Annotated in this window: 16 protein-coding genes and 1 tRNA gene; 16 read left to right on the top strand and 1 reads right to left on the bottom strand. The window is 42.4% G+C overall.

Features of this window, described 5'->3' with window-relative positions:
- Positions 1-42 precede the first annotated feature (42 nt).
- The 8 genes from P855_RS0115715 to serA all read left to right on the top strand — a co-directional run bounded on the left by P855_RS0115715 (position 43) and on the right by serA (position 7,071).
- Positions 43-1,065 (top strand): membrane protein, encoded by a 1,023-nt coding sequence (locus tag P855_RS0115715; protein WP_028784465.1) that lies wholly within the window; start codon positions 43-45, stop codon positions 1,063-1,065.
- Positions 1,066-1,152: 87 nt separating this feature from the next.
- Positions 1,153-1,989: a mechanosensitive ion channel family protein gene (locus tag P855_RS0115710; protein ID WP_051353279.1), complete on the top strand. Its 837-nt coding sequence runs from the start codon at positions 1,153-1,155 to the stop codon at positions 1,987-1,989.
- A 21-nt stretch (positions 1,990-2,010) separates the two neighbouring features.
- A complete protein-coding gene (locus tag P855_RS0115705; protein ID WP_028784463.1) occupies positions 2,011-2,211 on the top strand; it encodes a DUF951 domain-containing protein in 201 nt (66 codons plus the stop codon).
- Between the two features lie 182 nt (positions 2,212-2,393).
- Positions 2,394-3,494 (top strand): redox-regulated ATPase YchF, encoded by a 1,101-nt coding sequence (ychF, locus tag P855_RS0115700; protein ID WP_028784462.1) that lies wholly within the window; start codon positions 2,394-2,396, stop codon positions 3,492-3,494.
- 145 nt (positions 3,495-3,639) lie between these two features.
- Complete coding sequence (rpsF, locus tag P855_RS0115695; protein WP_028784461.1) at positions 3,640-3,930, top strand: 30S ribosomal protein S6; 291 nt, start codon at positions 3,640-3,642, stop codon at positions 3,928-3,930.
- Between the two features lie 12 nt (positions 3,931-3,942).
- Positions 3,943-4,437 carry a single-stranded DNA-binding protein gene (ssb, locus tag P855_RS0115690; RefSeq protein ID WP_028784460.1) on the top strand — a complete coding sequence of 165 codons (495 nt, stop codon included), beginning with the start codon at positions 3,943-3,945 and terminating at the stop codon, positions 4,435-4,437.
- 24 nt (positions 4,438-4,461) lie between these two features.
- Positions 4,462-4,689, top strand: a complete 228-nt coding sequence (rpsR, locus tag P855_RS0115685; RefSeq protein WP_028784459.1) for a 30S ribosomal protein S18 — start codon at positions 4,462-4,464, stop codon at positions 4,687-4,689.
- A 795-nt stretch (positions 4,690-5,484) separates the two neighbouring features.
- A complete protein-coding gene (gene serA / locus P855_RS0115680) occupies positions 5,485-7,071 on the top strand; it encodes a phosphoglycerate dehydrogenase (RefSeq protein ID WP_028784458.1) in 1,587 nt (528 codons plus the stop codon).
- 49 nt (positions 7,072-7,120) lie between these two features.
- On the opposite strand, the gene P855_RS0115675 is transcribed toward serA, so the two are convergent.
- A complete protein-coding gene (locus P855_RS0115675; RefSeq protein WP_028784457.1) occupies positions 7,121-7,936 on the bottom strand; it encodes a histidinol-phosphatase in 816 nt (271 codons plus the stop codon).
- 230 nt (positions 7,937-8,166) lie between these two features.
- Here P855_RS0115675 and P855_RS0115670 point away from each other — a divergent pair, with 230 nt between their 5' ends.
- The 8 genes from P855_RS0115670 to yycF all read left to right on the top strand — a co-directional run bounded on the left by P855_RS0115670 (position 8,167) and on the right by yycF (position 17,512).
- Positions 8,167-9,114, top strand: a complete 948-nt coding sequence (locus P855_RS0115670) for a YybS family protein (RefSeq protein ID WP_028784456.1) — start codon at positions 8,167-8,169, stop codon at positions 9,112-9,114.
- Between the two features lie 33 nt (positions 9,115-9,147).
- Positions 9,148-11,124 (top strand): DHH family phosphoesterase, encoded by a 1,977-nt coding sequence (locus P855_RS0115665; RefSeq protein ID WP_028784455.1) that lies wholly within the window; start codon positions 9,148-9,150, stop codon positions 11,122-11,124.
- On the top strand, positions 11,121-11,567 hold the full coding sequence (rplI, locus tag P855_RS0115660) for a 50S ribosomal protein L9 (RefSeq protein ID WP_028784454.1): 447 nt from the start codon (positions 11,121-11,123) through the stop codon (positions 11,565-11,567). Before P855_RS0115665 ends, rplI begins: the two co-directional genes overlap by 4 nt.
- A 36-nt stretch (positions 11,568-11,603) precedes the next feature.
- Positions 11,604-12,962 carry a replicative DNA helicase gene (dnaB, locus tag P855_RS0115655; RefSeq protein ID WP_028784453.1) on the top strand — a complete coding sequence of 453 codons (1,359 nt, stop codon included), beginning with the start codon at positions 11,604-11,606 and terminating at the stop codon, positions 12,960-12,962.
- Positions 12,963-13,330: 368 nt separating this feature from the next.
- Complete coding sequence (locus tag P855_RS0115650) at positions 13,331-14,623, top strand: adenylosuccinate synthase (RefSeq protein WP_028784452.1); 1,293 nt, start codon at positions 13,331-13,333, stop codon at positions 14,621-14,623.
- Between the two features lie 193 nt (positions 14,624-14,816).
- A tRNA-Phe gene (locus P855_RS0115645) sits at positions 14,817-14,889 on the top strand.
- Between the two features lie 318 nt (positions 14,890-15,207).
- On the top strand, positions 15,208-16,653 hold the full coding sequence (locus tag P855_RS21155) for a M23 family metallopeptidase (RefSeq protein ID WP_037986125.1): 1,446 nt from the start codon (positions 15,208-15,210) through the stop codon (positions 16,651-16,653).
- A gap of 154 nt (positions 16,654-16,807) precedes the next feature.
- The gene (gene yycF / locus P855_RS0115635) at positions 16,808-17,512 is read left to right on the top strand and encodes a response regulator YycF (RefSeq protein WP_028784451.1); all 705 of its coding nucleotides are present in this window, start codon (positions 16,808-16,810) and stop codon (positions 17,510-17,512) included.
- The last annotated feature ends 5 nt before the right edge of the window (positions 17,513-17,517 follow it).

Below are 17,517 nucleotides of genomic sequence, written 5' to 3'. Positions count from 1 at the left end.
TATACATACACACAAAAACTTAGAATTTGGAGGAGCGAATATATGTGGAAATCAGGCGGCAAGTGGATGTTTTTGATCATTGGAACAATGATAGGGGCGGGGTATGCTTCCGGACGGGAACTTTGGCAATTTTTCGGCCATGAAAGTGGACTGGCCATTGTGCTGTTTTCAATTCTGTTTACGATTTGCTGCTATGTGATCTTATCTATCAGCTATGAAAAGAAGTCGAGTCACTATTTACCGGTTCTCCGAGTGATCGTAGGAAAACATCTGACGGGAATTTATGATTGGATGATCATCCTTTATTTATTTACTACTACCGTTGTGATGCTGGCAGGAAGTGGAGCGACCTGGCAGGCATTCCATTTTTCCTACCGGTTTGGTGTACTGGCCATTGTCGTTCCGCTTATTTTGATTTTCATTTGGGATGTCAAAGGCATCGTTTCCATCAATAGCTTCATCCTGCCGCTCCTGATTATCGGATTGTTCCTGGTGTTGTTATTATTTACGATAGATCAGAAATTGACCTTGTTTTCCCACCTCCATGAGACGAGCAATTGGATGGCAGCCTTTCCGTTTACAGCTTTGAATATCCTGCCGCTTATTGCGGTACTGGGGGCCATCGGCAATCAGATGAAAAAGAAGAATGAGATCTGGGTTGCAAGCATTGGCAGTGGGGTGATATTGGGGTCAATATCTTATTTGTATAACAATAGCCTGATTCAAATATCAGAAGAAATTTTGTTGTATGAAATCCCCTTATTTGCTATCTTAAAAGGCTATCCGTTTGAAATGCTGTTATTCATGTCCGCACTGCTGTGGATTGCTATTTTTACCACGGCGGCGTCAGGTGTATTCGGGCTGATTACGAGATTCCGCAGGGTGTTGGATGTCCCCTTATGGATCCTTGCCATGATGGCTGTGGCATTCATGCTTCCATTCACGTCTTTTGGATTCTCGACTTTGATTGAATACTTATACCCTCTCTATGGAATTTTGAATTTATATGTCCTGTCATCACTTTTGTTGTATCCGATCGTAAATCGCTATAAAATGGAAACATGATTATGTAACTAACCAAAGTTTTATATACGCAGGAGGTTCACTGTGGAAATTTTTGTAGAGCAATGGGACGCACTAAAAAACTACATTATGCAGCCGGATGTCTGGATAGCCATGACTAAAGGTTTTTTCCGGATTATCTTGATTGTAGTCGTTTCCTTGACGATTATAAAAGTTGCTAAAAAAATTGTCCTTAGATATTTTAGTGAAAAAAGAAGAGGACCTTTCAGTATCCCGAAAAGAAGAGAAGCAACCCTTGTCAAACTGGTAGAAAACACATTAACCTATATTGTCTACTTATATGCGCTTATCATGATACTGGAAACATTTGGATTCAATATTGGTGCATTACTTGCAGGTGCAGGGGTCGCCGGTCTGGCTATTGGTTTTGGTGCGCAAAATCTTGTGCGGGATGTCATTACCGGTTTTTTCATCATTTTCGAAGATCAGTTTTCCGTAGGCGACTTCGTGAGAATTTCCGGTATTGAAGGATTTGTGGAAGAAATCGGGCTCCGTACTTCCAAAATAAAAAGCTGGACAGGAGAGCTTCATATTATACCGAATGGAGCTATTACCCAAGTGACAAACTATTCTATTCATAATAGTATAGCGGTGGTGGATATCAGCATTGCTTATGAAGAGGATGTCGACCAGGCAGAAAGAGTGATCGCCGAACTCCTGGAAGAGCTGCCTGAAAAATATGAAATGATGGTGACAACCCCAGAATTACTTGGGATTCAAAATTTAGCAGCATCAGATGTGCAGATGCGGGTGATTGCGGAAACTTACCCGATGGAACATTGGGCGGTAGGGCGTGCGATCAGAAAAGAAATCAAGAATCGCCTGGACGAGAAAGGCATTGAAATACCTTTCCCAAGACTTGTCATGTATTCCAGACATGAAACCGAATCAGAACAGAACGTATAATGGAATGGAGGAAGAAGGGCCATGGCTAAGAAAGACTTTCAATTGAATGATATTGTTGAAATGAAAAAACCCCATCCATGTGGGGAGAACCGTTGGAAAATCATCCGAATGGGTGCTGATATCCGAATCAAATGCATGGGCTGCGACCATAGCGCCTTACTCCCCCGCCGCCGTTTTGAAACGAAAATGAAACGTGTATTGGAAAGAGCGGATACCGAATAAAGGAAATTGTATAGTAATCTGTTTCGGAAAATTTCATTATCAAACGATGATTTTTTAAAAACAAGGGTTGTCATCACCCTTGTTTTCTATTTTTATGCTACTTGTGTTTTAGTCAGGCAGTAACTTATAATTGGGATGACTAACGTACATGTATGCAAACCCTTAAGGAGTGAAAGTCTTTTATGGCATTAACAGCAGGAATCGTCGGCTTGCCCAACGTAGGCAAATCGACGTTATTTAACGCAATTACACAAGCAGGCGCAGAGTCTGCCAACTACCCGTTTTGTACTATAGATCCGAATGTCGGCATTGTGGAGGTACCTGACGCTCGTCTGGATAAACTTACGGAACTTGTCAAACCGAAAAAAACTATACCGACTGCTTTTGAATTCACGGATATCGCAGGTATTGTCAAAGGTGCGAGTAAAGGCGAAGGGTTAGGGAACCAGTTTCTATCCCATATTCGTCAGGTAGATGCCATCTGTCACGTAGTGCGTGCCTTTCAGGATGAGAATATCACGCACGTATCCGGCCAGGTCGACCCTATCAGTGACATCGAAACAATCAATTTAGAACTGATCCTCGCTGATTTAGAAACCGTTTCGAAGCGTATGGACCGTGTTGCCAAGATGGCCCGCCAAAAAGATAAAGAAGCGGTAGCAGAATATGATGTGCTATCAAAATTGAAAGACGCATTTGAGGAAGAACAGCCTGCCCGCGCGGTCGATTTTACAGAAGAGCAATTGAAGATTGTCAAAGGACTTCATCTGCTGACTATCAAGCCTATCCTGTATGTGGCCAATGTCAGTGAAGACGAAATCGGCACCGAAGCGGACAACCCTCAAGTAGAAAAAATCCGCGAATATGCTGCTAATGAAAATGCAGAAGTAATTGTTGTCTGTGCAAAAATAGAATCTGAGATTGCCGAACTTGATGGCGAAGAAAAACAGGAATTTCTCGATGACCTTGGCATTGCTGAATCAGGTTTGGACCAATTGATCAAGGCAACCTACAATTTACTTGGACTGGCAACCTATTTCACAGCTGGTGAGCAAGAGGTAAGAGCGTGGACGTTTACGCTTGGAATGAAAGCACCTCAGGCAGCCGGAATCATTCATACTGATTTTGAACGGGGCTTCATCCGTGCAGAGACCGTATCCTACGAAGATCTTGTTGAGGCAGGAACCATGGGAGCCGCTCGTGAAAAAGGAAAAGTCCGTCTCGAAGGAAAAGAATATCTCGTCAAAGATGGCGATGTCATCCACTTCCGTTTCAATGTATAAGCGTAGATTCCGTTTCCCACGTTAAATACTGTTGTTTTTTGATAGATCGTTTGGTATAATACAACATTGTGAGTAATTAACGATAAATTACTCCTTGCTCCTTTCATGTGAAGGAGCCGCTAAGTCCACAAGGAGGTGAAAACGGATGAGAAATTATGAAATCATGTACATCATCCGCCCAAACATCGAGGAGGAAGCTAAAACATCACTAGTTGAGCGTTTTAATGGTATCCTTTCTGATAATGGCGCGGAGGTTGAAAAAGTTGAAGAGCTGGGCAAGCGTCGTCTTGCTTATGAAATCAACGACTACCGTGACGGTATCTATGTAACGATCAACTTCAAAGGTGATCGTGACGCTATCAACGAGTTCGATCGTCAAGCGAAGTTCTCTGATGATATTATCCGTCATATTGCTGTACGCGAAGATGATCAATAAGGAGTGATTCTGATGTTAAATCGTGTCGTATTAGTCGGCAGATTAACGAGGGATCCGGACCTACGCTATACACCAAACGGGGTGGCAGTTGCCAACTTCACCATCGCGGTCAATCGTCCTTTTTCCAACCAGCAAGGTGATCGTGACGCTGACTTCATCAACTGTGTCGTTTGGAGACGCGCTGCCGAGAACCTCGCGAACTTCATGAACAAAGGAAGCCTCGTAGGTGTCGATGGAAGATTGCAATCCCGGAGTTTTGAAAACCAGGAAGGAAAGCGTGTATTTGTCACAGAAGTTGTGGCAGACAGCGTACAGTTCCTGGAAACCAAAGGTTCTTCTCAAGGAGGAGGACAAGGTTCATCTGGATTCCAGCAAAATCAGAATCCTCGTCAAAATGACTTTGGTGGAAACCAAAACAACCAAAACAATAATAACAGCCGAAATGATGACCCATTCGCAGATAGTGGGGAACCAATAGATATATCAGACGATGATCTACCATTCTAAAATTAAGTAAGGAGGGAATGTCACATGGCACGTCGCGGTCGCGCAAAGCGCAGAAAAGTGTGTTTCTTCACATCGAACGGAATTACACACATCGATTATAAAGATGTTGACTTGCTAAGACGTTTCGTTTCTGAGCGTGGAAAGATTCTTCCTCGCCGTGTAACTGGAACTTCTGCTAAGTATCAACGTAAATTGACAAAAGCAATCAAGCGTGCTCGTACGATGGCTCTATTGCCATACGTAACCGAGTAAGCAACCAAAACCTCTGACGAAGGATTTATCCTTCTGTCAGAGGTTTTTTATTTTTGCCTCTGGAAAAAATCATCTTACAGTTAAGCTCCCAATTGCAGAAGACTCAGTTTCGAGATACATTGTTTCCGTTACGATAGTAACGGTTTGGAGGGCCGGGAAATCACTCGCTTTCCATGGGCGGACGGTGAGCTTCCTCAGGCTCCGCCTTGCGGGATCTCACCATGTCCTATCCTCCCATAGGAGTCTCGTAATTTCCCGGCCCTCCTTACGTCTATAAGAGAAACGGAAACATTGGCAAGCAGAGTCATCCAATCATACTAATAGCTACAAAGAGGCCTTGTTTGGCGGTGAATTTGGAAGACATCTTCATGTATGCAGGGGTTCGTTTCTCCCATCCTTCGGATGGGGTGGTAGGGAAACTGCGAGACTCCCGCGGGAGAAGGAGTTAGGCGAGATCCCACAGGGCGATAGCCCGAGGAAGCTCGCCAGGTCCCCCGCAGGAAAGCGAGTAGTTTCCAAACCACCCCTGACGCTTTTATGATAAAGAACCCCTTATCTTGAAACTGAGTCTTCCATAATCCGGCCATATAGTTGAATATGCCTTTTTTAAAATCAACCATCAATAAAAAAAGTATAATGTTGCAATGAAAACCATGTAAGCGCTTAGAAAGAAAAAGGAGTTGTTTGAATAGATTGACAAATAGGGATGGTTTGTTAGGATAGAAAATATTATTTACTTTAGTGATGGAAATTACTGAAGGGAAATCCGGTACAGGAATGAAAGGAGACAGGCTAATGAGTTTTCGTGTGTTGATTTGTGACCCCTTAAGTGAAGAGGGTCTCACACCATTGAAGGATGCAGAAGATATTGAGGTTATCAATACCCCGGGGATGCAGCATGAAGAACTTTTAGAAAAAGTGAATGATGTGGATGCTTTGATTGTACGGAGTCAAACGCGTATTTCCCGGGAAATTGTCGAAGCGGCGCCGAATTTGAAAGTGATTGGACGAGCGGGCGTCGGAGTGGATAATATTGATTTAGATGCAGCAACCGAACATGGAGTGATAGTCGTCAATGCTCCAGATGGAAATACCATCTCAGCTGCTGAACATACGATGGCCATGCTAATGTCTTTAGCTCGGAATATTCCACAGGCCTATAACCTGTTACGTAAAGATAAATGGGAAAGAAAAGCGATGATTGGCGTCGAACTGAAAGATAAGACCCTCGGCATTATAGGCCTTGGCCGGATTGGAGCGGAGGTAGCCCGTCGTGCGAAAGGTCAGCGGATGAATGTTATCGCTTATGACCCATTCCTGACGAAAGAGAAGGCTGAGAAAATGGGCGTTGAATACGGTAGTGTAGAGGAAGTTCTAAAAACAGGTGATTTTATTACGCTCCATACACCATTAATGGAAGAAACGAGACACATGATTGACCGGGAGGCCTTCCAACTGATGAAGCCATCAGCGAGAATCGTCAACTGTTCCCGTGGCGGAATCATTGATGAAGACGCCTTATATGACGCCCTTGTTGATAAGCAGATTGCAGGTGCTGCGCTGGATGTATTCGAAGAAGAACCTGCCATCGGTCATAAGCTGCTGGAACTGGATGAAGTCATTGCTACGCCTCATTTAGGAGCGAGCACGATTGAAGCCCAGGAAAACGTCGCTGTTGATGTCAGTAAGGATATCGTTCATATTCTGCGTGATGGTAATGCCCGGAATCCAGTGAATATCGCCTCTGTTTCCGAAGAAGTAATGGATCAACTGGCTCCTTATTTCACATTGTCAGAAAAGCTGGGGCAATTCATATCGCATTTGACCAGGGGAGTATTGGAGAAAATCAATATTTATTATGCGGGTGAGCTGGTAGACCACCAAACCAATCCACTGACAAGGAATACGGTGAAGGGGATTTTGCGGCTCCATCTCGGGTCGCGGATCAATGAAGTTAATGCCTTTATGGCAGCTGATGAACGAGGTATTATCATTAATGAACAAAAGACTACCCATTCCCGTGGCTTCACTAATTTAATTACCGTAGAAATACAGACCAATGAAGAGACGAGATCAGTTTCAGGTACGTTATTGAACGGGCTTGGACCTAGGATTGTAAAGCTTGATCAATATTCTGTCGATGTACTTCCGGCGGGTAACCTTGTGGTAATACGTCACCATGATAAGCCTGGGGCAATCGGTAAAGTCGGTAACTTATTAGCTGAAGATGATATTAATATTGCAACCATGCAGGTGGGACGTACCGACCTTGGCGGACACGCTGTCATGGTTTTGACTGTCGATAAACCGCTTGAAAAGACGTGTACAAATAAAATCAGCCAAATGGAAGAAGTTCGCCAAGTCCATAGTTTACAACTATAAAAAATACCCACCTTGGAGGAAAGCCTATCCTCTTTTGGTGGGTATTTTTTTAGTCCAGCGGTACACTCTTGGAAGTGCGTTGTGAAAATATGCGGACTTCCTCATAACCGGCCCAGCGAGCCAGTTCGATAGATTTGTCATATTCATATCCGACATGATCCGGTTTATGAGCATCCGAACACAAAACGATGCCTACACCGGCTTCATAGCATTTTTTCAATAACACAGGGTCCGGGTAAATTTCTCCCACAGGTTTTCTGAGCCCCGCTGTACTTATTTCAATACAGGTGCCTGACTCTGCCAGTGCCTTAACAGCACGGTCATATTGTTCGTACAGGAAGTCTTTATCGTCGGGCCAATAGGAAAATATTTTAATCAGGTCGATATGTCCGACGAAATCAAACAAATTCGATTCCGCAAGTGTGACGACTTGATCGAAATATTGCCGATAAGCTTCCTTGATGTCCCGTTTTTCGTATTCTTCACGGAAAGTAGCCAGGTCGATACCCCAATCACCAATCCAATGAACAGAACCAATAACATAATCAAATGGATGAGATTCGATGAATGCTTTCATTTCAGCTTCTTTACCTGGTGTATAGTCCATTTCAATCCCCATTTTCACAGAGAGCCCCTCATCTTCCGCCTTGTCGAATAAAGCCTGGTAATCTTTGAAATCAAGACCACGACGGTTATCGATCCAGGGATTGGATATAATGTTTTTGGTTTCATTAAAGAAGTATGCATGTTCGGATATTCCTAATTCCTCAATTCCTTTTTCTTGAGCTTTAGCTAGATATTCTTTTAAATATTCCGTTGAAAAATCGCCTGTCTCATGCATATGTACATGATAATCTGTCCGCATGGTTCTCCTCCTCTGATTTGGGTTGGACTAATCTTATCAAACTATTACGTTAACAGCAAAGGCAAGAGGTATTACCTTTAAACAGAAAGAAGAGCTACCATGCATTGGTGTATTTAATTATTGTAACAAGAAGAAACGTGTTAGAATGAAATGGTACTTTAATCAGAGGAATGCACAAAAAAGATACAGAATATTACTGTGTGTAGAGAGAGAATGGAGTGTCATGGAAAATGATGGGGTCCAAACAAATTACAGATGGGGCTTTAATGACTGGTGTTTATCTGATAATGTTATTGATAAACGTTTTTGTCCCGTTTATTGGAATATTGGTATTCTTTGCTTTACCTGTTCCTTTTATCATATATAGTTATCGACATGGTTTCAAACCAGGTGCTTTCATGTTGTTGACTGCTGTCCTACTCTCTTTATTGGCAGCAACCATTTATTCCTTGCCAATCACCTTACTGGCGGGAGTTGGAGGACTATTTACAGGCCTGTCCCTCCATAAAAAGCGTTCACCATATGAAACGCTCGCGACTGGGACCGTTGGATTCCTGTTAGGCTTAGTATCTGTCTTTCTGGTGACGCAAATGTTGTTTGGAGTCAATTGGATCGATGAAATCAACACGATGCTCGATGAATCCTTTGCGATGACAGAGGGAATGATGGACAACGTAATCGGCGAAAACGAAGCAACAGAAGAGCAAATGCAGGCACTTCAGGAGCAAGTGAATCAATTTCCTGATATTATTCCAAGCCTATTTGCGATCATGGCACTTGTTTTGGCATTCATCAGCCAGTTGCTGAGCTATAAAATTCTGAATAGAATGGAACAAAAGCAGTTGAAGTTTGCTAAATTCAGAGACTTTAAATTACCGACATCGATATTATGGTACTATTTCTTTGGAATGATTTTCACATGGATCAATTCAGATACAGAAAGTATGCTGTACCTGGCAGCGATTAATATCTTTATTGTTACGGGATTATTGATAGCCCTTCAGGGTTTTGCTTTCATTTTCTACTATACCCATGTAAAAAAGCTATCCAAAGCAATTCCTGTTTTTACTATTATTTTAACCATGCTTTTACCAACAGTTCTGCTTTATCTTGTAAGAATCTTAGGTATAATTGATTTAGGATTTTCGATGCGGAATCGCTTAAAAAAAGATAAATGAATGCGTGGATATTGATTGTAGGAGCTGACATTCATGACGAAATTTGTTAAAAAACCAAAGATAAGCAGACACTTTTGGATCATTTATTCGCTGTCCATCGTTTTGCTTGCTTTCATTTGGTATTACCAATGGTCGCTCGGTTTATTGATGACCCTGCTTCTGGCTGCCTCCATTTATTATACGGTCCGGGCAGAACAGAACATGATCAATGAAACCGAGGAATACATCACCACACTTTCCTACCGGGTGAAAAAAGTCGGGGAGGAAGCGCTATTAGAGATGCCATTGGGGATTGTCCTGTTCAGTGAAGAGTATCGTGTGGAATGGACGAACCCCTATATGAATGATTTTGCTGGTGATGAAGAGACATTGGTCGGTCAATCGCTCCAGAATTTATCTGACGACTTGATTACTTGTATTAAAGAGGATAAAAAGGAAGCATGGATTACACTGAAGGACTACGAATTCCAGGTTTTCATCAAAAAAGATGAACGTCTTTTGTATTTATTCGACCGGACGAAGCAGACCGAAATCCAGGATCTTTACCAGAATGAACAGACTGTATTATCGATCATATTTCTGGATAACTATGAAGAGATTACGCAGGGGATGGATGACACTGCTAAAAGCCATCTCAACTCCCAGGTCACTTCCATTCTCAATAAGTGGTCGAACGAATATGGGATCTATTTGAAAAGAACATCGCAAGAGCGCTTTGTAGCGGTGATGAATCAAGAGATCCTGTATCAATTGGAGAAATCCAAGTTTGAGATATTAGATGAAGTACGGGAATTGATTTCCAATCAAAATGTCCCGTTGACGTTAAGTTATGGTATTGGTGTCGGTCCGGTCAGCTTGCCTGAACTGGGGGAATTAGCCCAGTCAAGTCTGGATCTTGCTTTAGGACGAGGCGGTGACCAGGTTGCAATCAAGGATGATACCGGTAAAGTCCGTTTTTATGGCGGGAAAACAAATCCGATGGAGAAGCGTACACGTGTACGTGCCAGGGTCATTTCACATGCTTTGAAAGAATTAGTCAAAGAGAGTGACCGTGTTTTGATTATGGGACATAAGGCACCTGATATGGATGCGGTCGGTGCGGCAATCGGCATTTTGAAGATTGCCCAGGCGAATGATAAGGAAGGCCATATCGTCATGGACGAAGATGAAATCGATACTGGTGTCGACAAAATGATCGAAGAAGTGAAAGATGATGAAGAACTTTGGGCGAAATTCATTTCACGGGAAGATGCCATGGATGTGGTAACGAATGAAACTCTCCTGGTAGTGGTCGATACCCACAAGCCTTCGATGGTTGTAGAAGAAAAACTCTTAAGTAAGACCGAGCATGTGGTAGTGATCGATCACCACCGCAGAGCGGAAGAGTTCATTTCTGATCCGACGCTTGTCTATATGGAGCCTTATGCTTCCTCTACTGCTGAGTTAGTGACGGAACTATTGGAGTACCAGCCGAAGAAACTTAAGCTTTCGATGCTCGAAGCGACAGCCTTACTGTCGGGAATTATTGTCGATACCAAGAGTTTCACCTTGCGTACGGGATCGCGTACGTTTGATGCAGCTTCCTATCTTCGTTCCAAAGGTGCGGATACCGTACTGGTGCAGAAATTCATGAAAGAAGACTTGAATGTCTACGTACGACGCAGTCAATTGATTGAACGGGCAACTATTTATAGGGATGGAGTCGCCATTGCTACTGGAAATGAAGGTGAATCTTATGGTCCGGTATTGATTGCGCAAGCAGCAGATACTTTACTGACGATGAGTGGTGTCGTTGCTTCCTTTGTCATATCGGAACGAAAAGATGGTCGTATCGGTATCAGTGCCCGCTCTCTTGGGGATGTCAACGTACAGGTGGTCATGGAACGTATGAATGGCGGTGGTCACCTGACAAATGCCGCTACTCAACTTGAAGATACCACCATAAGCGATGCGAAAGCATTGTTACAAGATATTATTGATGAATATTTTGAAGGGGGAACATCAGAATGAAGGTTATCTTTACAGAAGACGTAAAAGGAAAAGGTAAAAAAGGCGAAGTGAAGAATGTATCTGATGGTTACGCACGTAACTATCTGTTGAAAAATAATCTGGCTAAAGAAGCGACTCCTGGCAATATGAAAGAATTGAAAGCAAAGAAAAATAAAGAGAAACAACTCGAACAGCAGGAATTAGAAGAAGCAGAAAAACTGAAGGAAACATTAGCCGGTCTGGAAGTGAAGCTGACAGCTAAATCCGGTGATGGCGGGCGTCTATTCGGTTCGATTACAAGCAAGCAAATTGCTGATGAATTGAAGAAGACCCACAAAATCAAAATCGATAAACGTAAAATCGAATTAGACAATCCAATTCGCACCCTTGGTTATACGAATGTTCCTGTTAAACTTCATCCGGAAGTTACAGGTACCATCAAGGTGCACGTGGAAGAACAATAATGCCATCCTTTTTTCTTCTAAAGGGAGGAACAGCATGTGAGTGAATTATGGAATGATCGCACCCCGCCTCATAACGTCGAAGCCGAGCAGGCGGTCCTCGGTGCGATCTTTTTAGAGCCTGAAGCTATGTCGACTGCATCCGAGAAATTGTTGCCTGATGATTTTTACCGGGCAAGCCACCAGCGTATTTTTGAAGTGATGTTAACATTATCTGACAGAGGAGAACCGATTGATCTTGTTACCGTGACAACTGCCTTATCCAATGCCAAGGTGCTGGAAGAAGTTGGCGGTGTCTCTTATCTGAGTGATTTAGCTAACTCTGTTCCGACTGCCGCTAATATTGAATACTATGCCAGGATCGTTGATGAAAAAGCGATACTGAGACGACTGATAAAGACAGCTACAGACATCGTAACTACCGGCTATTCGGACGAAGAAGATGTCGATAGTGTCCTGAATGATGCGGAAAAGAATATCCTTGATGTTTCCCAAAGGAAAAATTCAGGATCATTCAAGAACATCAAGGATGTTTTGATTGATGTATATGATAATATCGAACAGCTTCATAATAATTCCGAAGGTGTCACCGGTATTCCTACGGGTTATCGTGATTTAGATAAAATCACCTCCGGTTTCCAGCGGAATGATTTAATCATTGTCGCTGCCCGTCCTTCTATGGGTAAGACAGCATTTGCGTTGAATATTGCTCAAAACGTTGCAATCAATACGGAGGAAAACGTAGCGATTTTCAGTCTGGAGATGGGAGCGGATCAGCTTGTGTCCCGTATGCTTTGCGCTGAAGGCAATATCGACGCCCAGAGGCTCCGTACCGGAAATCTTGAAGCGGAAGATTGGGGTAAGCTGACGATGGCGATGGGAAGTCTGTCTAACGCAGGTATATACATTGATGATACACCAGGTATCCGGGTCAGTGATATCAGGTCAAAATGCCGGCGTCTGAAACAGGAACATGGGCTTGGCATGATATTGATCGACTATCTCCAGTTGATTCAGGGAAGTGCCAATTCCAAAGAAAACAGGCAGCAGGAAGTTTCCGAGATTTCCAGATCCCTGAAAGGGCTGGCCCGTGAACTGAATGTACCCTTAATCGCTTTATCCCAGCTTTCCCGAGGGGTAGAATCACGTCAGGATAAACGGCCAATGATGTCCGACCTTCGTGAATCAGGAAGTATCGAGCAGGATGCCGATATCGTCGGTTTCTTATATCGTGAAGACTACTATGAACAAGAATCAGAGAATAATAATATTGAAATTATTCTTGCCAAGCAGCGTAACGGCCCGGTTGGCACCGTAGAGCTTGCGTTCGTAAAACAATATAACAAGTTCGTGGATCTTGATCACCGTTATCAGGAGAGCGATATACCGCCAGCCTGATAAAAAGGGTAAGTCCAAGCTGAGTAAAGCTGCTGGGACTTACCCTATTTGTTTTACAGGAGAATCCGTCTGCCCTGCTACTAGCTAATATTGAGAGAAAAAAGCCATTCAATCTGAAATTTTGCCAGAATATAATAAAATCAGCCAATAAATACTGCGTTTGACAACAAATATCTGGACTGGGTGTCCATTAAATAGTGGTCTAATGTCGATAAAAGTCGATATACCCTATTAAAATCACGAACGAATATTTTTAATGTATATTTAATGTTCGGTTATTACATTGACGAAACTCTGTTCTATTGGTAAACTTACGAGTGTCTACAGAAAATATAAACAATAAATTTAATGATTGGCGGAGGTGCCTTATGTCTTCAGTAGTTGTAGTCGGAACCCAATGGGGAGATGAAGGAAAAGGTAAAATTACGGACTTTTTATCACAAAACGCCGAAGTAGTTGCTCGTTATCAAGGCGGTAATAATGCAGGGCATACAATTAAGTTTGATGGTGTAACCTATAAATTGCACTTGATCCCATCTGGTATTTTCTTTGACGATAAGATATGCGTTCTGGGAAATGGAATGGTCATTGATCCTAAAGCTCTGCTCACGGAACTGGAATATTTACATGATAAAGGTGTTTCTACGGATAATTTGCGAATCAGTAATCGTGCCCATGTGATTCTTCCCTATCATCTGAAGTTAGATGAGTTACAGGAAGAAGAAAAAGGCGCCAATAAAATAGGAACAACCAAAAAAGGAATAGGCCCTGCTTATATGGATAAGGCGGCCCGTGTCGGCATTCGTATCGCAGATTTAATGGATAAGGATGCTTTTCATGAAAAGCTTGCGCTGAACCTGGAAGAGAAGAATCGTCATTTTGAAAAGTTATATGGTACCGATAGAATGAATGTAGAAGATATCCTGGAAGAGTATTACGAGTATGGTCAGCAGATTAAGCAGTATGTCTGCGATACTTCTAAGGTATTAAATGATAATCTTGATGAAGGACGCCGCGTTTTGTTTGAAGGTGCCCAAGGAGTAATGCTCGATATCGATCAGGGAACCTACCCATTTGTTACATCTTCTAACCCAATTGCAGGTGGGGTGACCATCGGTTCAGGTGTCGGTCCTACTAAAATCAAGCATGTCGTCGGCGTTTCCAAAGCATATACCACCCGAGTCGGTGACGGACCGTTTCCTACTGAGCTGGACGATAAAATTGGAGAACAGATCCGTGAAGTGGGTCGTGAATATGGTACAACAACTGGCCGGCCACGAAGAGTAGGCTGGTTTGATAGTGTGGTAGTTCGTCATGCCCGCCGAGTCAGCGGTCTCACTGATCTTTCTTTGAATTCCATCGATGTCCTGACAGGGATCGAAACGTTAAAGATCTGCACAGCTTACCGCTATAAAGGGGAAGTTATCGAAGAATTTCCGGCAAGCTTAAAAGTGTTGGCGGAATGTGAGCCTGTCTATGAAGAAATGCCAGGCTGGACCGAGGATATCACAGGAGTAAAAAGTCTTCACGAGCTTCCAGCCAACGCCCGACATTATGTGGAGCGTGTTTCTCAGTTGACGGGTATCCCGTTATCGATTTTCTCTGTAGGGCCTGATCGTTCCCAGACCAATGTAGTTCGCAGCGTATATAGCGCAGATTAAAACTTCTATAATAAAGAGAGTTGACTGGTATGTCAGCTCTCTTTTTGTTGGATAGGTATGTTCAACTATAAAAGCTATGGAGAATCTCATACTAAATTAAAGGGAATTATATAAAAACTATTGCTATCATGAATATATTTGTGATACTATTAACCACGTTGTCGAAAACAAACGAAAAACGTTATTTTATTAAGGCTTGGTAGCTCAGTCGGTAGAGCAACGGACTGAAAATCCGTGTGTCGGCGGTTCGATTCCGTCCCAAGCCACTGCGAAGAAGAGGTCTGGATTTGTTCAGGCCTCTTTTTTGCGTGGTTGAAAACTGATTGTAACAAAAATGTTAAATATTTCGACAATTACCCTTATAAACCTTGATATTTCAACATTCTCGTAAATCTTGAAATTAAGCTAATGTTGCCAATGTTACCGTTATCTGCCATGAAAATTATAAGTGTATTACAAATACAGGTTTCCTGTTTCGACAACCTTCTACCCTATGATAGATTAATGAAGTGAAAAAAATTATTAAGCAATTTAGAGAGAAAGATAGAATAATTGACTTGGTAAAGCTTAGGAGGATTTACATAGTGAAGGGAAAAGGTTTTAACGAAAAGCGGAGGTCAAGCTATTCAGGTTTTTGGGGAAAGTTATTTGTTGCATTTTTGTTCAGTATAGTGCTTTCGGTAAATCCTTCAGTGCAGGCTGAGGGCGAACTATCCACAATCTACCATGTTTATGTAGGAGATGACTACATAGGTGCTGTTGATAAGAAGGAAATGGTCGAAAGTGAGATTGAGGAACTTGTCGAAAAAGCAGAAAAAAAACACGAACGTATGAAACTTACAACTTCAAAGGAAGTAAGTTTCATTGCAGAGAAACTGTTCGAACCATCCAATAACAATGATGAAGTAACAGATAAAATCAATAAGGAATTGACGATTCAAGCGAAAGTTTTCACCGTAGAAGCGGATGGTGATGTGGTCGCGTACCTTCCTTCTAAAGAGAAAGCAGAAGAGACGATTCATCAATTCAAATTGGAATACATGGATGAATCTACCCTGAAAGAAGCAGAGTCAAACATGAAAAATGAAAAAAATCCAGAAGTGAAAAAAGGAGACCCTGCTGTAGTAGATATTTCCTTGTCGAAGGAAATATCCCATTCCAAAGCTAAAGTGAATCCGGAAAAAGTTTCAACCGTAGAAGAAGCAGTGGAACTTTTAAAATCTGGAAAAAAGGTTGAAAAAGAACATACTGTGGAAAAGGGAGACACTATTAGTGAGATAACAAGTGAGTATGATCTGACCGAAGAGAAATTTATGCAGCTTAACCACAATATTGAAAGCTCCGACGATTTGGAGGTAAATGAAACATTAAAAGTAACAGAACAGCGTCCTTATTTGGAAGTGATTGTGAAAGAAGAAGAAATCAAGGAAGCCTCGATTGCCCATGATACGGAAACGAAACGTACAGACGACTTATATGAGGGCGAGACAAAAGTAGAACAAAAAGGGGAAGATGGAAAAAAAGAAATCCATTATTCCGTAACCAAAGTAAACGGGGAAACAACGGAAACCAAAAAGCTTGATGAAAAAACGGTAAAAGAACCAGTCAAAGAAATTATCTTAAAAGGCACCAAAGAGAAGCCTGCTCAAGGTGATGGTATCTTCTCCTGGCCTGCTGTCGGTGGCACAATCACAAGTAAGATGGGACCGCGCTGGGGTGAATCCCATGATGGTATCGATATTGCCGGGGTAAGTGACAGAACCATCAAAGCAGCTGACGGCGGCGTTGTCACTTATGCTCAGTTCAATAACGGTGGCTATGGGAACCAAGTAAAAATCGATCATAAAAATGGGTATGTGACCACCTACTCTCACATGAGTTCCCTCAGTGTCAGCAAAGGACAAAAAGTAGCTGCTGGGGATAAAATCGGAGTGATGGGCACCACAGGTCAATCTACAGGAGTCCACTTGCACTTTGAAGTGCATAAGAATGGTTCACCGGTAAACCCTTTAAGTTATGTTTCAAAATAAATTGGATAGTTGAAATAATAGCCGCGCGCAAGTATTTGCAGCGCGGCTATGTTATTGTAAGAGTAAGTCTTTGGCTTAAAAAGACAATTCATTTAAAATGAGTTAAAATAAACTAAAGTAACACAAACTCGGATGGAAAAGGGATGTGTATTGAATGAGTCAAAAAATATTAGTTGTAGATGATGAAAAACCAATTGCAGATATTTTGAAATTCAACTTAGAAAAAGAAGGATATTCCGTCGTATGTGCTTATGATGGTGATGAAGCGATCGAGCTTGCTGATCAGGAAAATCCTGATTTGATTTTGCTTGATATCATGCTTCCAAATAAAGATGGGAATGAAGTTTGCCGGGAAGTCCGTAAAAAACATAACATGCCGATTATCATGCTGACGGCAAAAGACTCAGAGATCGATAAGGTCCTGGGCCTTGAGCTGGGTGCTGATGATTATGTGACCAAGCCTTTCAATAACCGGGAGCTGATCGCGCGGGTCAAAGCGAATTTGCGTCGTCGCTTCCAGGAGCCGGAAGACGAAGCAACTCAGTCGAAAGACATCAAGATCGGCCGGTTGGTCATTCACCCTGACGCTTATACAGTAACGCGCGATGGAGATTATATCGAATTGACCCACCGGGAATTCGAACTGCTTCATTATCTGGCGAGACATACAGGACAGGTAATGACGAGAGAACATTTGCTGGAGACAGTATGGGGTTACGACTACTATGGTGATGTCCGTACTGTAGACGTAACAGTAAGAAGACTAAGAGAAAAAATCGAGGAGAACCCAAGTAATCCTACGTGGATCGTCACGCGCCGTGGAGTAGGTTATTATTTACGTAATCCAGAGCAGGAGTAGTTTTT

Origin of the sequence: Thalassobacillus devorans MSP14 (assembly GCF_000496835.1) — a bacterium.
Classification (GTDB): Bacteria; Bacillota; Bacilli; order Bacillales; family Halobacillaceae; genus Thalassobacillus; species Thalassobacillus devorans_B.
Note: the sequence above shows the minus strand (reverse complement) of the source record. Positions and strands in the feature narration are given on the sequence as shown.

Bases quoted from the DNA above. Each gene is read 5' to 3' on its own strand.
- P855_RS0115650 (WP_028784452.1), top strand. From the start codon at position 13,331: ATGTCTTCAGTAGTTGTAGTCGGAACCCAATGGGGAGATGAAGGAAAA.
- P855_RS0115670 (WP_028784456.1), top strand. From the start codon at position 8,167: ATGATGGGGTCCAAACAAATTACAGATGGGGCTTTAATGACTGGTGTT.
- P855_RS0115675 (WP_028784457.1), bottom strand. From the start codon at position 7,936: ATGCGGACAGATTATCATGTACATATGCATGAGACAGGCGATTTTTCA.
- P855_RS0115705 (WP_028784463.1), top strand. From the start codon at position 2,011: ATGGCTAAGAAAGACTTTCAATTGAATGATATTGTTGAAATGAAAAAA.
- ssb (WP_028784460.1), top strand. From the start codon at position 3,943: ATGTTAAATCGTGTCGTATTAGTCGGCAGATTAACGAGGGATCCGGAC.
- rpsR (WP_028784459.1), top strand. From the start codon at position 4,462: ATGGCACGTCGCGGTCGCGCAAAGCGCAGAAAAGTGTGTTTCTTCACA.
- ychF (WP_028784462.1), top strand. From the start codon at position 2,394: ATGGCATTAACAGCAGGAATCGTCGGCTTGCCCAACGTAGGCAAATCG.
- serA (WP_028784458.1), top strand. From the start codon at position 5,485: ATGAGTTTTCGTGTGTTGATTTGTGACCCCTTAAGTGAAGAGGGTCTC.
- yycF (WP_028784451.1), top strand. From the start codon at position 16,808: ATGAGTCAAAAAATATTAGTTGTAGATGATGAAAAACCAATTGCAGAT.
- P855_RS0115710 (WP_051353279.1), top strand. From the start codon at position 1,153: ATGCAGCCGGATGTCTGGATAGCCATGACTAAAGGTTTTTTCCGGATT.
- P855_RS0115715 (WP_028784465.1), top strand. From the start codon at position 43: ATGTGGAAATCAGGCGGCAAGTGGATGTTTTTGATCATTGGAACAATG.
- P855_RS0115665 (WP_028784455.1), top strand. From the start codon at position 9,148: ATGACGAAATTTGTTAAAAAACCAAAGATAAGCAGACACTTTTGGATC.
- rplI (WP_028784454.1), top strand. From the start codon at position 11,121: ATGAAGGTTATCTTTACAGAAGACGTAAAAGGAAAAGGTAAAAAAGGC.
- rpsF (WP_028784461.1), top strand. From the start codon at position 3,640: ATGAGAAATTATGAAATCATGTACATCATCCGCCCAAACATCGAGGAG.